The sequence below is a fragment of the Variovorax sp. 278MFTsu5.1 genome, from assembly GCF_048305045.1.
GTDB classification, from domain to species: domain Bacteria; phylum Pseudomonadota; class Gammaproteobacteria; order Burkholderiales; family Burkholderiaceae_C; genus Variovorax; species Variovorax guangxiensis.
Genome location: NZ_CP157622.1, coordinates 2,000,733 through 2,015,546 on the forward strand (window position 1 = coordinate 2,000,733; position 14,814 = coordinate 2,015,546).

The following is a 14,814-nucleotide window of genomic DNA, read 5'->3' on the forward strand; positions in this document are numbered from 1 at the left end:
AACGCCATGCCGAGAAAAATCACTTTCCTCCTGGCGCTGATCGCGGTGCTGGGCCTGCCGCTGGTGCTGAGCTCGGGCTCGCTCGCCAGCGAGGTGCTGATCTACGCGCTGGCCGCGCTGGGCTGCAACCTGCTGCTGGGCTACACCGGGCTGCTCTCCTTCGGGCAGGGCATCTTCTTCGGGCTGGGCAGCTACACCATCGCCATCCTGCTCACGCGGCTGAGCCTGCCGATGCCGCTCGCGCTGCTCGCCGCCGCGGCGATGGGTGCGCTCGGGGCGGCGGTGGTGGGCTGGGTCGCCATCCGGCAGCGCGGCACCTACTTCGTGATGCTCACGCTGGCCTTCGCGCAGATGTTCTATTTCATCGCCTACACCGCCACCGGCCTCACCGGCGGCGACAACGGCCTGCTCGACGTGCCGCGCCCCGGCTTCATGGACACGCCCTGGAAGTACTACGCCTTCGTGGCCGTGGTGTTCCTGTTCGCCTTCGGCCTGCTGCTGCGCGTGACCGATTCGGTCTTCGGCCGCACGCTGCTGGCCATCCGCGACAACGAGGATCGTGCCGCCGCCGTGGGCTACGACCTCAAGCGCTTCAAGCTGCTGGCCTTCGTCATCTCGGGCGCCGTCACCGGCCTCGCGGGCGGGCTGCACGCGATGATGACCGGCATCGCGCCGCTGTCGAACGCCGAGTACCACACGAGCGAGATGATCCTGGTCATCACCGTGATCGGCGGCACCGGCAACCTCTTCGCCTCGGTGCTGGGCTCGGCCTTCTACGTGCTGCTGGCCGACTGGCTCTCCACGCTGTGGCCGCGCTGGCTGCTGCTGCTGGGGCTCCTGCTGATCGGTGTGAGCATCGGCATGCAGCGCGGGCTCTGGGGCTTGGGCGAGAGCGCGTGGAAGCGCATCTTCCGCAAGGCGCCGGCCGACCCTGTCTCGCCTGCCGCCCAAGGAGAAAAAGCATGAGCGACGTCCTCATCGAAGCCGTAGGCGTCACCAAGCACTACGGCAAGTTCGCGGCGCTCGGAGGGGTCGACCTGAAGATCCGGCGCAACACGGTGCATTCGGTGATCGGCCCCAACGGCGCGGGCAAGACCACGCTGTTCCACATGCTCACCGGCACCGGCGTGACCACCGGCGGGCGGATTCTGTTCGACGGCCACGACGTGACGCGCGAGCCCGACCACAAGCGCGTGCAGCGCGGCATGGCACGTTCCTTCCAGGTCACCGCGCTGTTCCTGAGCCTTCCGGTGCGTGAGAACCTGCGCGTGGCGGCGCAGGGCGTTTCGCCGCGCCGGGCCATGAACTGCTGGCGCGCGCCGGTCGGCGAACTGGCCTGCACGCGGATCGTCGACGAGGTGCTGCAGCGCATCGGGCTGGAGCGGCTGGCGAACACGCCGGCCGGCGAGCTCTCGCACGGCCAGCAGCGCCGGCTCGAAGTGGGCATGGCGCTTGCGGCGAGGCCGAAGGCGATCTTCCTCGACGAGCCGACATCGGGCATGGGTATCGACGACCTCGACGACATGAAGCAGCTGATCCGCGGCCTGCGCGACGCGCACACCGTGGTCCTCATCGAGCACAACATGAACATCGTGATGGACATCTCCGACACCGTGACCGTGATGCAGCTGGGCCGCGTGCTGGCCGAGGGGCTTCCGGGCGACATCCGCGCCGACGCGCGCGTGCGCACTGCGTACCTCGGCAACATGATCACGGGAGGCAAGGCATGAACATCCTCGAAGTCGAGAAGCTGAATGCCCACTACGGCAAGAGCCATGTGCTGCAGGGCGTGTCGATGACCGTGGGCGAGGCCGAGCTGGTCACGCTGCTGGGACGCAACGGCGCGGGCAAGTCGACCACGCTCAAGAGCATTGCCGGCGCGGTCACGCCGACGAGCGGACGCGTGCGCTTCCAGGGCGCCGACATCGCGGGCATGCCCGCGCACCGCATCGCCACGCGCGGCGTGTGCCTGGTGCCCGAGCACCGCGGCATCTTCAAGCTGCTGACGGTGGAAGAGAACCTGCTGCTCGGCCAGCGGCGCCAGTCGCCCTGGCAGCTGGACGACATCTACCGCATCTTCCCGCGCCTGAAGGAACGCCGGCGCAACGGCGGCGGGCAGCTCTCGGGCGGCGAGCAGCAGATGCTGGCCATCGGCCGGGCGCTGATGAACCATCCGCGCGTGTTGATCCTCGACGAGCCGGTCGAAGGCCTGGCGCCGGTGATCGTCGAAGAGATCGTCGCGCAGCTCAAGACCATCAAGGCCGCCGGCGTGGCGATCCTGCTGGTCGAGCAGAACCTGGAAGTCTGCGTGCAGCTGGCCGACCGCCACTACATCGTGGAGCAGGGCGTGATCGTGCACGAGGCCGGCAATGCCGACTTCATGGCCGACCACGAAGTGAAAGACCGCTACCTGGGCGTGGGGCTCGCCTGAGCGCTCTCCACATCAACCGTTTTCGAAAGCCATGAAGAACTCTCACAACGAACTCCGCATCGACGGCCGCCGGCTCTGGAACTCGCTGATGGAACTGGCGAAGCTCGGCGCCACCGAGAAAGGCGGCGTCTGCCGCATCGCGCTGACCGACCTCGACCGCCAGGGCCGCGACCTGTTCTCGCGCTGGGCGCGCGAGGCGGGCTGCGAGGTGCGCGTGGACGCCATCGGCAACATCTTCGCGCGCCGTGCCGGGCGCAACGACGCGCTGCCGCCCGTCTCCACGGGCAGCCACATCGACACGCAGCCCACGGGCGGCAAGTTCGACGGCAACTACGGCGTGCTCGCCGGGCTGGAGGTGATCCGCACCCTGAACGACGCCGGGGTTCAGACCGAAGCGCCGCTCGAGGTGGCGGTGTGGACCAACGAGGAAGGCTCGCGCTTCGTGCCGGTGATGATGGGCTCGGGTGTGTTCGCCGGCGCCTTCACGCTGGAGCATGCGCTGGCGCAGCGCGACAACGACGGCATCAGCGTCTCCGACGCTCTGGCTGCCATCGGCTATGCGGGCAGCGCATCCGTCTCGGCGGCAGCGTCGCCGGTGGGCGCGTACTTCGAGGCGCACATCGAGCAGGGCCCGGTGCTCGAAGCCAGCGAGCGCGTCATCGGCGTGGTCGAAGGCGCGCTGGGCCAGCGCTGGTACGACGTGGTGGTGCAGGGCATGGAAGCCCATGCCGGCCCCACGCCGATGGCGCTGCGCAAGGACGCGCTGCTGGCCGCCTCCGAACTCGTGATCGAGGTCAACCGCATCGCGCTGGCCCATGCGCCGCATGCGCGTGGCACCGTCGGCTGGATCGACGCGTACCCGAACTCGCGCAACGTGATCCCGGGCCGGGTGAAGCTCAGCGTCGACCTGCGCGCGGCCGACGACACGGTGCTGTCGGCGCTGGACGCCGCGCTGAAGGAAACCGTGCAGCGCATCGCCGCGAAGGTCAGGGTCGAGATGTCGGTGGAGCAGGTCGTGTACTTCCCGCCGCAGCCCTTCACGCCCGGGCTCGTGTCGGCCGTGCGCGATGCCGCGCAGGCGCAGGGCCTGAGCTGGATGAACGTGATCAGCGGCGCGGGCCACGACGCGGTGTACCTCGCGCGCGTGTGCCCCACGGCGATGATCTTCGTGCCCTGCCGCGACGGCATCAGCCACAACGAGATCGAGGACGCGCAGCCCGATCACCTGGAGGCCGGCTGCAACGTGCTGCTGCAGGCGATGCTGCGCAGCGCGGGAGTGGCGCAATGAAGGTGCTGATCGCGCGTCTGAACCACGAGACCAATACCTTCTCGCCCGTGCCCACGCCGCTCTCGGCCTTCGGGCCCGACGGCCCGACCTTCGGCGAACAGGCCTACCGCGACAACAAGGGCATGCGCACCGCGATGTCGGCCTTCATCGACCTTGCCGAAGCGGCGGGCGCGACGGTGGTCACGCCGGTGTCGGCCTCGGCCAACCCGAGCGGGCCGGTCGACGCGCAGGCCTACACGCAGCTGACGCAATGCATCGTCGATGCGGCCCCGGGCTGCGACGCCATCCTGCTTGACCTGCACGGCGCGATGGTCGCGCACAACAGCGCCGACGGCGAAGGCGACCTGCTGGTGCGCCTTCGTGCGGCGGCGCCGGGCGTGCCCATCGGCGTGGCGCTCGACCTGCATGCCAACGTCACACCAGCGATGGTGGAGAACGCGGACGTGATCGTCGGCTTCAAGACCTACCCGCACGTCGACATGTACGAAACCGGCGAGCATGCCGGGCGGCTGCTCCTCGACATGCTCGCGGGGAGCAGCAAGCCGCACATGCGCTGGCACCGGCTGCCGCTGATGGCGCACACGCTGCGCAGCGCCTCCTTCTCCGGCGCGATGAAGCAGGCCATCGAGGCGGCGCGCGAAGCCGAAAAGGCGGAGTCGCTGGCGGTGTCGATCCTCGCGGGCTTCTCGCTGTCGGACATCGAGGCGCCATGCATGAGCGTGATCGCCGTCGATGCGCATTCGCCCGAACGCGCGCAGGCCACGGCCGACCGCATCGCGGCGCAGATGTGGGCACAGCGCGAGTCCTTCGTCTACCGCAGCGAGCCGCTGGCGGAGTCGGTCGCGCGTGCGAAGCTGATTGCCGAGAGCGCGACGCGCCCGGTGCTGCTGCTCGATCATGGCGACAACTGCATGTCCGGCGGAAGCTGCGACACCATGGACGTGCTGCAGGAAGCGCTGGCGCAGGGGCTGCACGGCATCGGCGTCGGTCCGCTGTGCGACCCCGAGGCGGTGGCGCAGCTCGTCGCGGCCGGCGAGGGCGCGCAGGTGACGGTGGCGCTGGGCAACAAGGTCTCGCTCGCGGGCATCGGGCTGGAGAAAACGCCGGTGCTGCTGACGGGCACGGTGCGCACCATCTCCAACGGCGAGTACGTCATCACCGGCCCCACCTACACCGGCCAGCACAGCAGCATGGGCCGCACGGTGCTCTTCGACACGGGCGCGGCGCGCATCGTGGTGACCGAGCGCACGCAGGAGCCGTGGGACATCGGCGTCTTCGAATGCGCGGGGCTCGATCCACGAAAGGAACGCTTTCTGCTGCTCAAGTCGCGCATGTACTGCCGGCCGGTGTTCGAGCCGCTCTCCGCCGCGCTGGTGGAGTGCGACAGCCCCGGTGTCACCAGTTCGGACTACAGCCTGTTCCCGTTCGGCAAGGTGCACCGGCCGGTCTTTCCCCTCGACGCCATGTGATCGCGAGGAGCGGTGGGGAAGGGGGCCTCCGGCAGCCGCATTCCATGACCCGAGAGGTCATCGACCCGGATCGCGTGCGGCGCGACCATTCCTTCACCCCGCGATGTTGCGGGCCGGAAACCACCAAAGGAATGGTCACCATGAACACCGCTGCACACGATGCCACCACCATTGCCCAACGCTACATCGCTGTCTGGAACGAGACCGACGCGGCCCGCCGCGCCGCGCTGATCGAGGCCGGCTGGACCGCCGACGCGCACTACGTCGACCCGATCGCGCAGGCCAGCGGGCACGAGCAGATCAGCGCGCTGGTCGGCGCGGTTCACCAGCGCTACCCGGGCTTCCGCTTCAACCTGCTGGGCAAGGCCGACTCGTACGGTGACCATCTGCGCTTCTCGTGGACGCTGGGACCGAGCGGTGCCGAAGACCTGATCCAGGGTACCGACTTTGCGCAGGTCGACGCAGGCAAGCTGCGTTCGGTGACGGGCTTCCTGGACAAGGTGCCGGTCGGCGCCTGAACGAAGACTGAACGGCCGGGGCCTGCTTCAGTCCGGAGCCCCGGCAGGCCGCCCGCGCCACAGCTTGCGGTAGACGGTCGCCCGGCTGATGCCCAATGTGCGCGCGGCCTCCGCCACGTTGCCGCGCGCATCGGCCACCGCCTTGCGGATCAGCGCGGTTTCCACATCGCGCAGCCTCGGCCGGCTGTCGGTGGAAAGGGAGGTGGCGGACGGGCCCTTGCTGCCGCCGCGCCGTGGCCGCACCTGCACCCGCAGGCCGGACCACAGCGGCACCTCGAGCACGGCGTCGCCGCGGCGGGCCGCGTCGAACATCATGTGAAGTGGCAGGGCGAACAGGTCGTTGAAGTTCAGGGCGTGCTCGCTGCGCGACAGCGGCTGGTGCAGCATCTGACGTGCCGCCGCGTTGGCGCCCGTCACGTTGCCCACGGCGTCGATGCACAGCAGCCCCTCGGTGGCCTCGCCGCCCGAACTGCCCGGCCAGGCCAGGTGCAGCAGCAGCTCGCAGGGCTCGCGCATCACCAGCATGTTCTCTATGTTGCGCGCCGACAGGGTCGCCAGGTGGCGCAGCTCGGGGCGCTCCACCACGTGCACTCCGGTCAGGTCGAGCATGCCGATGCAGTCGCCCCGGGGACCGAAGAGCGGGGCTCCGGCGCAGCTGTAGACGCTGGTGTCGTCGAAGAAGTGCTCGCCGCGGTGCAGCCATACCGATTCCTGCTCGGCCAGCGCCGTGCCGATGGCGCTGGTGCCGATGGCGCGCTCCGAAAGATCGACGCCGATGCGGGCGATATCGCGCGCGTAGCGGCTCGCCGCATCGGTGCCGTCGGGCAGGTTGCCCACTTCGACCACGATGCCCTGGGCATCGGTGAGAACGGCGAAATAGCGTGTGTCGGCGATGGCGCGGGAGAGCTGCTCTATCACCGGCCGGGCCGCGGCGACGAGCGCCCGGTTGCGCTCGACGATGTCGATGCTGGCCGAGCGGCTCACCGGATCGAAGTTGACGCGCTGCTGCGGCTGGCGGCCGGCCTCGATGCAGCGCTGCCAGGAGCGGGTGATCCACGAGTCGATGCAGGCGGCGCCGCGTGCGCGGGGCGCCGGCTCGCCTTCGATCAGTTCGCGGCGGGCTTGGGCAATTGCCAGGGAACGCTCAGGCGGCTGCGAAACGATTGATACAGACATCGTGGTTTTTCGCGCATGTATGCAGGCTTTTCCTGGCCCGCCGGATGGCAAGCTGTTTCATTTTGAGAATTTCGCGCGCTCTGTGCAAGTGTCAAGGGTTTTGCCTAGGATAGTGCCAAAGGTCGGCATCCAAGATGCTTTCGCTGAAACAGCCATCACCTTTTACGGAGACAGCCAAATGCAGGTCGCTTTCAAGGTCAACGGCCGCCAGGTCACGGTCGACGCTCCTCCCAACACCTTCCTCGTACACGCTCTGCGCGAGCATCTCCATCTCACCGGAACCCACGTCGGCTGCGACACCGCCCAGTGCGGCGCCTGCACCGTCCATGTGAACGGCCGGGCCGTCAAGTCGTGCAACGTGCTGGTGGCCCAGGCCGCCGGCGCCGACATCACCACCATCGAGGGCATCGCCGAGGCCGACGGCACCATGCATCCCATGCAGGCGGCCTTCAAGGAGTGCCACGGCCTGCAGTGCGGCTTCTGCACCCCGGGCATGGTCATGAGCGCCATCGATCTGTGCACCCACCACCCCAAGTCGAGCGAATCCGAGATCCGCGAACTGCTCGACGGAAACCTGTGCCGCTGCACGGGCTACCAGAACATCGTCAAGGCAGTGAAGATGGGCGGCGAGGCCATGGCCTCGGGCACTCCCGTCAAGGCAACGGCCACGGCCTGAGGAGAGCGACATGGGCGCTTCCGATTTCTCGAACCTGCCGCACATCGGCGAGGCGGTCCGCCGCAAGGAGGACTACCGCTTCCTCACCGGCGCGGGCAACTACACCGACGACATCACGCTGGCCAACCAGAGCCATGCGGTCTTCGTGCGCTCGCCGCACGCGCACGCCCTCATCAAGTCGGTCGACACCGCCCAGGCGCTGAAGATGCCCGGCGTGGTCGGCATCTTCAGCGGCAAGGACATCGAGGGAAAGATGGGCGGGCTGCCCTGCGGCTGGCTCATCAACAACCCCGACGGCACCCCGATGAAGGAGCCGATGCACCCGATCCTCGCGATCAGGAAGGTGCGCTACGTCGGCGACCACGTGGCCATGGTGGTGGCCGAGACGGTCGAGCAGGCGAGGAACGCCGCCGAGGCGGTGGTGGTCGACTACGAGGTGCTGCCCGCGCTGGTGAGCGTGGCCGACGCCGCGAAGAAGTCCGGTGGCGTCACGCTGCACGACGAAGCCCCCGACAACCAGTGCTACAAGTGGGCGCTGGGCGACAAGGCGGCGGTCGACGCGGTGTTCGCGAGCGCCGCGCACGTGACGAAGCTCGACCTGGTCAACAACCGGCTGGTGCCCAACCCCATCGAGCCGCGCGTGGCCATCGGCAGCTACAACCGCGCGGGCGACGACTACACGCTGTACGTGTCCAACCAGAACCCGCACGTCGAGCGCCTGCTGATGACGGCCTTCGTGCTGGGCCTGCCCGAGCACAAGGTGCGAGTGATCGCGCCCGATGTGGGCGGCGGCTTCGGCTCCAAGATCTTCCTGTACGCCGAGGACGTGTGCCTGACCTGGGCCGCCAGGCAGCTCAACCGCAACATCAAGTGGACGGCCGACCGTTCGGAGTGTTTCCTCTCCGACGCCCATGGCCGCGACCACGTGAGCCACGCCGAGATGGCGATGGACAAGGATGGCAAGTTCCTCGCGCTGCGCGTGCATACCGATGCCAACCTCGGCGCCTACCTGTCGACCTTCTCGACGGCGGTGCCGACCATCCTCTATGCCACGCTGCTGGCTGGCCAGTACACCACGCCGCAGATCTACGTCGAGGTGGACGCCTGGTTCACCAATACCGCGCCAGTCGATGCCTACCGCGGGGCTGGGCGGCCCGAGGCCACCTACCTGCTGGAGCGGCTGGTGTCGCGCTGTGCCTGGGAGATGAACCTGGGGCAGGACGAGATCCGCAAGCGCAACTTCATCACCGCCTTCCCGTACCAGACGCCGGTGGCGCTGCAGTACGACACCGGCGACTTCCACGCCTGCATGGACAAGGCCCGCGTGCTCGCCGAGGTCGACGGCTACGCCGCGCGCAAGACGGCCAGCGAGGCCAAGGGCAAGCTGCGCGGCATCGGGTATTCGAGCTACATCGAGGCCTGCGGCATCGCTCCGTCGAACATCGCGGGCGCGCTAGGTGCGCGAGCGGGCCTGTTCGAGTGCGGCGAGATCCGCGTGCACCCCACCGGCAGCGTGACGGTGTTCACCGGCTCGCACAGCCACGGCCAGGGCCACGAGACCACTTTCGCGCAGGTGGTGGCGGCGCGGCTGGGCATTCCGGTCGAGAACGTCGACGTGGTGCACGGCGACACCGGCCGCGTGCCCTTCGGCATGGGCACCTACGGCTCGCGCTCCATCTCGGTGGGCGGCGCGGCCATCATGAAGGCGCTCGACAAGATCGAGACCAAGGCCCGCAAGATCGCCGCGCACCTGATGGAGGCGAGCGACGCCGACATCGAGTTCGCCAACGGCGAGTTCACGGTCAAGGGCACCGACAAGAAGATCCCGTTCGGCCAAGTGGCGCTGACTGCCTACGTGCCGCACAACTACCCGCTCGACAAACTCGAGCCCGGCCTGAACGAAACCGCCTTCTACGACCCGACCAACTTCACATTCCCCGGCGGCACCTACATCTGCGAGGTCGAGGTCGACAAGCAGACCGGCGAGGTGCGCGTGGACCGCTTCACCGCGGTGGACGACTTCGGCACCATCATCAACCCTATGATCGTCGAGGGCCAGGTGCACGGCGGGCTGGTGCAGGGCATCGGCCAGGCGCTGCTGGAGAACTGCGTCTACGACAACGAGACCGGCCAGCTGCTCACCGGCAGCTTCATGGACTACGCGATGCCGCGCGCCGGCGACTTCCCGCAGTTCAAGCTCGACACCGTGTGCACCCCGTGCACGCACAACCCGCTGGGCACCAAGGGCTGCGGCGAGGCGGGGGCCATCGGCTCGCCGCCGGCCGTGATCAATGCCGTGCTCGATGCGCTGGCGCCGCTGGGCGTCAAGGATTTCGACATGCCCGCTTCCCCCGCCCGCGTGTGGGAGGCGATGCAGTCCGCAGCCGCCAACCCCTGAACCAAGAACGAATAAAGAAGGAATCACACCATGTATGCCTTCACACTCGAACGGCCCGACTCGGTGGCCGACGCGGCACGACTCGTGGCCGCCGGCGCCAAGCCGCTGGCCGGCGGACAGACCCTGCTGGCCTCGATGAAGCTGCGGCTTTCCGCACCCGAGCAGCTCGTGGACCTGAGCGGCATCAAGGAGCTCACCGGCATTACGAAGAACGGTAACGCCATCACCGTCGGCGCCATGTCGCGCCACCTCGACGTGGCGAACAACGCCGACGTGAAGGCTGCCTACCCGGCGCTGGCCGACCTGGCCTCGCGCATCGGCGACCGTCAGGTGCGCGCGATGGGCACCATCGGCGGCTCGGTGGCCAACAACGACCCGGCAGCGTGCTACCCCAGCGCGGTGCTGGCCTCGGGCGCGACCATCGTCACGTCCAGGCGAGAGATCGCGGCCGACGACTTCTTCCTCGGCCTCTTCACCACGGCGCTGGAAGACGGCGAGCTGATCACCGCGATCCGCTTCCCGATTCCGAAGCGCGCCGTGTACGAGAAGCTGCGCCAGAAGGCGTCGAACTTCCCGCTGGTCGGCGTGTTCCTCGCGCAGTACGACAGCGGCGTGCGCGTGGCGGTCACCGGCGCGGGCAACGGCGTGTTCCGCCATGCCGGGCTGGAAGACGCGCTCAACAAGAGCTTCACCGCTGCCGCAGCGGCTGCAGTGAAGATCGACGCGAGCGATCTCAACAGCGACCTGCATGCCTCGGCCGCGTATCGCGCGAACCTGATCAGCGTGCTGACGCAAAGGGCCGTGACCAAGGCGCTGGGCTGACGAAATCGGATTGCCGAACGCAGAAGTCGCAAAGCTCTCGCGGAAGTCGCGAAAGAAGACCAGAAAAGATCGAATCTGGCTTCTTCTGCGACCTCTGCGTGGTTTTTGTATTCCTTCTGCGTTCGGCTGTCCGCTCCCGAATGCAGCGGCCCCTGCATTACCCTAGGCCATGATCTTCCCCAGCATCGACACCCTCTCCGCCGGACTCATGGAGGCCGGCTACTTCGCCGACCGGCGCCTGGCCACGGCCGTGTTCCTTGCGCTCAAGCTGCAGCGTCCGCTGCTGCTCGAAGGCGAGCCCGGCGTCGGCAAGACCGAGCTGGCGAAGGCGCTGTCGGTCGCGCTGGGCCGCGAACTGCTGCGCCTGCAGTGCTACGACGGCCTGGAGCAGCGCGAGGCGCTCTACGAATGGAACTACGCGGCGCAGCTGCTGCACATGCGCGCGGCCGAGGCCACTGGCGCGGCCCGTGACGTGGAAGCCGAGGTCTACCAGCCGCACTACCTGATTCGCCGCCCGCTGCTGCAGGCGCTGCAGACGCCGCTGCCCGGCGCCGTGCTGTTGATCGACGAGGTAGACCGCGCCGACGAGCCTTTCGAGGCCTTCCTGCTTGAGTATCTGGGCGAGTACCAGGTCAGCATTCCCGAGCTGGGCACCGTGCGCGCGGTGGTGCCGCCCGTCACCATCCTCACAAGCAATCGCACGCGCGAGCTCAACGACGCGGTCAAGCGCCGCTGCCTCTACCACTGGCTCGACTACCCCGAGCGCGAACGCGAACTGGCCATCGTGCGCGCGCAGGTGCCGCAAGCTGGCGAGAAGCTGTCGGCCCAGGTGGCGGCCTTCGTCGCACGGCTGCGCGAGACGCCCTTCGCCAATGCCTTCCAGCGCGCGCCGGGCATCGCCGAGAGCGTCGAATGGGCGAGGGCGCTGATCGCGCTCGACACGGTGGAGCTCGATCCCGAAGTGGTGGTCGACACCGCCGGCATCCTCTTCAAGCAGCGCGACGACGTGGCCGCGCTGACGCAGGAGCTGGCGTCGGACCTGCTCAAGCCCGAGGCGTGATCGACCGATGGCCAGCACCGGCGTCCAGCAACTCGGCGACGTCCGCAGCGGCAAGCTCGCGGGCAACATCGCCGCCTTCGGCCGGGCGCTGCGCCGGGCGGGTGTTCGCACCGACGCCATGCGCATTGCGCTGGCGGCAGAGGCCGCCACGCTGGTGGGCGTCGAAGACAAGCTCGACCTGAGCGCGGCCATGGAGGCGGTGATGGTCAGCCGCGAGCAGGACCGCATGGTGTTCCGCGAACTCTTCGACGCATGGTTCCGCGACCCGGAGCTGGCCAACAAGCTGCTCGCCCAGATGCTGCCGAGCGCCGAAGGCAAGGCCGAGCCGTCGAAGCGGCGCCCGCGCGTGCGCGAAGCCCTCAGTGCGCCGCGCGCACTCGCCAAGCCTGTGGAGCCGGCCAGGCCCGATCGCGAGATCGAATTCGATGCCGCCATGACGTCCAGCGACCGGCAGCGCCTGCAGCATGCCGACTTCAACGCGCTCGGCGCCGCCGAATACCGGCTGGTGGAGCGGCTCGCGCGCGACATCCGCCTGCCCATTCCCGAGTTGCCGTCGCGCCGCCTGCGGCCTGCCGGCGATGCGGGCCGCCAGCATGCGCGCATGCACTGGCCGGGCGTCTTGCACGAGGCGGCGCGCACGGGCGGCGAGATCCTGCGCCTGCCACGGCTGGCCCGGCGCGAGCAGCCGTTGCCGCTGCTGGTGCTGGTCGACGTCTCGGGCTCGATGGAGCGCTATGCGCGCCTGCTGCTTGCCTTTCTGCATGCCGCAACGCGGCGTGCCGGCCGCCGCGACGTGTTTGCCTTCGGCACCCGGCTGACCGACCTGACGCCGGCCTTCCGGCTGGCCGACACCGACGCGATGCTGGGCGCCGCCAGCCTCGCCATCGACGATTTCGCAGGCGGCACGCGCTTCGGCGCCTCGCTGGCCGAGCTGCGCCACGCCCACGCCCGCCGGCTGACCGGCCGCCGCACGCTGGTGCTGGTGATCAGCGACGGCCTGGACACCGGCGAGCCCTCCGTTCTGGAGCATGAGGTGCTGTGGCTCAAGCGCCATTCGCGCCGCCTGCTGTGGCTCAACCCGCTGCTGCGCTTCGAGGGCTACGCCCCTCTGGCGCGTGGGGCCGCCGTATTGCACCGGCAAGCGGACGCGATGCTGGCGGTTCACAATCTCAGCGCACTCGAACAGCTCGCAGCGAGCCTGGCCGCCCTGATGCGGTCCGGCCGCTAGCGGCGCCGGGAAGGAAGACAAAGGAAACCCACCATGGAAATGCTCGGAAACCGACGCCTGGGCGTCACCCAACAACAGGCCTGGGACGCGCTCAACGACCCCGAAACGCTGAAGAAGTGCATCCCCGGCTGCGACAAGTTCGAGTTGGTGGGCGACAACCAGTACAGCGTCGCGCTCGCGGTCAAGATCGGCCCGGTCTCGGCCAAGTTCAACGGCAAGGTGCTGCTGTCCGACATCGTGGCGCCCGACGGCTACAAGCTCACCTTCGAGGGGCAGGGCGGCGTGGCCGGCTTCGCGAAGGGATCTTCGAGCGTCACGCTCAAGCCGCTCGCCACCGAAGCGGCGGCCTCCCCTGCGGGTGATGCCACCGCGCACGAGGCCGGTGCGGCAACTCCACCAGCCGCCGCGTCCGCAGGCTGCGAACTCGACTACACCGTGCAGGCCCAGGTCGGCGGCAAGATCGCCCAACTGGGCCAGCGCCTGATCGATGGCGCTGCCAAGTCCACAGCCGACGATTTCTTCAAGCGCTTCGAAGCCGAGATGCAGAGCCGCTACGGTCCTCCCCCGGCGGCCGCCGCTGAAGGCACCGAGGCGCCTGCCGAGAAGAGCGGGATGATGTCCGGCCTGATGAAGAAGATCGGCCTCGGCAAGAAGGACGACAAGGACGCGCCCTCCGCACCCGGCGGCGACGCGGCCTGAACCCGGGCTGCAGCGACATGGAAAACCTCGACGTCATGGTGCTTCGCACGCTGCGCGACTGGCGGCGTGCCGGCAAGCGCGCGCTGCTGGCGACAGTGGTGCGCACCTGGGGCTCGTCGCCCCGGCCGGTGGGCTCGATCATGGCCCTGGCGGAAGACGGCGCGGTGGTGGGCTCGGTCTCCGGCGGCTGCATCGAGGACGATCTCATCGCACGCTACAGCCATGCCCACGGCAAGGCCGAGGACGTGCCATTGGGCGCGCCGCCCGCGCTCGTGAAATACGGCATCACCGCCGACGAGGCGCACCGCTTCGGGCTGCCCTGCGGCGGCACGCTGGAGCTGCTGCTCGAATACGCTCCCGACGCCGGCTCGCTCGAGCTGCTGGTGGCGCAGCTGGAGCAGGGCAAGCTCATGCAGCGCACCGTGACGCTCGCCACCGGCGCGGTGCGCATCGCCGAGGCGACCGCGCCCGACGAACTCGCGGTGAACGACACCGAACTGACGAACACCTTCGGCCCCGAATACCGCATGCTGCTGATCGGCGCCGGCCAGCTCGCCGAGTACCTCGCCACCATGGCCAAGTTCAGCGGCTTCGCGGTGACCTTGTGCGATCCGCGCGCCGAGTACCGCACCGCATGGTCGCTGCCTGGTGTGCACATCACGACCGAGATGCCCGACGACGCGGTGACCGCCTTCAGGCCCGACCGCCGCAGTTGCGTGGTCGCGCTCACGCACGACCCGAAGCTCGACGACCTCGCGCTGCTGGAGGCGCTGCAAAGCGAGGCCTTCTACGTCGGCGCCATCGGCTCGCGGCGCAATGCCGACGCCCGGCGCGACCGCATGATCGAGCACTTCGACCAGACCGAGGAATCGCTCGCGCGGCTGCGCGGGCCCATCGGCATCTACATCGGCAGCAAGACGCCGCCGGAGATCGCGGTGAGCGTGATGGCGGAGATCCTCGCGGTGAAGAACGCGGTCACGCTGCCGCGCGAGGTCGAGGTGGCGCGCGCCAAGGAGATGCAGCAGCTGCTGCCGACCTGAGGCGTCCGG

Annotated in this window: 14 protein-coding genes; 13 read left to right on the forward strand and 1 reads right to left on the reverse strand. The window is 68.8% G+C overall.

What is annotated here, in order from left to right:
• Window positions 1-6: 6 nt before the first annotated feature.
• From ABL844_RS08940 to ABL844_RS08965, 6 genes are all read left to right on the forward strand, one after another.
• Window positions 7-966, forward strand: coding sequence for a branched-chain amino acid ABC transporter permease (locus ABL844_RS08940; protein WP_418131027.1), 960 nt, complete (start codon window positions 7-9; stop codon window positions 964-966).
• Window positions 963-1,730, forward strand: a complete 768-nt coding sequence (locus ABL844_RS08945; RefSeq protein ID WP_418131028.1) for an ABC transporter ATP-binding protein — start codon at window positions 963-965, stop codon at window positions 1,728-1,730. Before ABL844_RS08940 ends, ABL844_RS08945 begins: the two co-directional genes overlap by 4 nt.
• Window positions 1,727-2,431, forward strand: coding sequence for an ABC transporter ATP-binding protein (locus ABL844_RS08950; RefSeq protein WP_418131029.1), 705 nt, complete (start codon window positions 1,727-1,729; stop codon window positions 2,429-2,431). The genes ABL844_RS08945 and ABL844_RS08950 overlap by 4 nt, the downstream gene beginning before the upstream one ends.
• 31 nt (window positions 2,432-2,462) lie before the next feature.
• Window positions 2,463-3,719: a Zn-dependent hydrolase gene (locus ABL844_RS08955; protein ID WP_418131030.1), complete on the forward strand. Its 1,257-nt coding sequence runs from the start codon at window positions 2,463-2,465 to the stop codon at window positions 3,717-3,719.
• The gene (locus ABL844_RS08960) at window positions 3,716-5,188 is read left to right on the forward strand and encodes a M81 family metallopeptidase (RefSeq protein WP_418131031.1); all 1,473 of its coding nucleotides are present in this window, start codon (window positions 3,716-3,718) and stop codon (window positions 5,186-5,188) included. The genes ABL844_RS08955 and ABL844_RS08960 overlap by 4 nt, the downstream gene beginning before the upstream one ends.
• Before the next feature lie 140 nt (window positions 5,189-5,328).
• Window positions 5,329-5,706, forward strand: coding sequence for a nuclear transport factor 2 family protein (locus ABL844_RS08965; protein WP_418131032.1), 378 nt, complete (start codon window positions 5,329-5,331; stop codon window positions 5,704-5,706).
• A gap of 27 nt (window positions 5,707-5,733) precedes the next feature.
• On the opposite strand, the gene ABL844_RS08970 is transcribed toward ABL844_RS08965, so the two are convergent.
• The gene (locus ABL844_RS08970; protein ID WP_418131033.1) at window positions 5,734-6,882 is read right to left on the reverse strand and encodes a helix-turn-helix domain-containing protein; all 1,149 of its coding nucleotides are present in this window, start codon (window positions 6,880-6,882) and stop codon (window positions 5,734-5,736) included.
• Between the two features lie 178 nt (window positions 6,883-7,060).
• Between ABL844_RS08970 and ABL844_RS08975 the strand changes: the two genes are divergently transcribed.
• From ABL844_RS08975 to ABL844_RS09005, 7 genes are all read left to right on the forward strand, one after another.
• On the forward strand, window positions 7,061-7,558 hold the full coding sequence (locus tag ABL844_RS08975) for a (2Fe-2S)-binding protein (RefSeq protein ID WP_418131034.1): 498 nt from the start codon (window positions 7,061-7,063) through the stop codon (window positions 7,556-7,558).
• 10 nt (window positions 7,559-7,568) lie between these two features.
• The gene (locus ABL844_RS08980) at window positions 7,569-9,956 is read left to right on the forward strand and encodes a xanthine dehydrogenase family protein molybdopterin-binding subunit (protein WP_369659052.1); all 2,388 of its coding nucleotides are present in this window, start codon (window positions 7,569-7,571) and stop codon (window positions 9,954-9,956) included.
• A 30-nt stretch (window positions 9,957-9,986) separates the two neighbouring features.
• Window positions 9,987-10,778, forward strand: coding sequence for an FAD binding domain-containing protein (locus ABL844_RS08985; protein WP_418119630.1), 792 nt, complete (start codon window positions 9,987-9,989; stop codon window positions 10,776-10,778).
• Window positions 10,779-10,947: 169 nt separating this feature from the next.
• Window positions 10,948-11,838, forward strand: a complete 891-nt coding sequence (locus tag ABL844_RS08990; RefSeq protein WP_126022900.1) for an AAA family ATPase — start codon at window positions 10,948-10,950, stop codon at window positions 11,836-11,838.
• 7 nt (window positions 11,839-11,845) lie between these two features.
• Window positions 11,846-13,066: a vWA domain-containing protein gene (locus ABL844_RS08995; protein ID WP_418131035.1), complete on the forward strand. Its 1,221-nt coding sequence runs from the start codon at window positions 11,846-11,848 to the stop codon at window positions 13,064-13,066.
• 33 nt (window positions 13,067-13,099) lie between these two features.
• Entirely contained in the window at window positions 13,100-13,765 is a 666-nt protein-coding gene (locus tag ABL844_RS09000; RefSeq protein WP_369659049.1) for a CoxG family protein, read from the forward strand.
• Window positions 13,766-13,782: 17 nt separating this feature from the next.
• The gene (locus ABL844_RS09005; RefSeq protein WP_418131036.1) at window positions 13,783-14,805 is read left to right on the forward strand and encodes an XdhC family protein; all 1,023 of its coding nucleotides are present in this window, start codon (window positions 13,783-13,785) and stop codon (window positions 14,803-14,805) included.
• The last annotated feature ends 9 nt before the right edge of the window (window positions 14,806-14,814 follow it).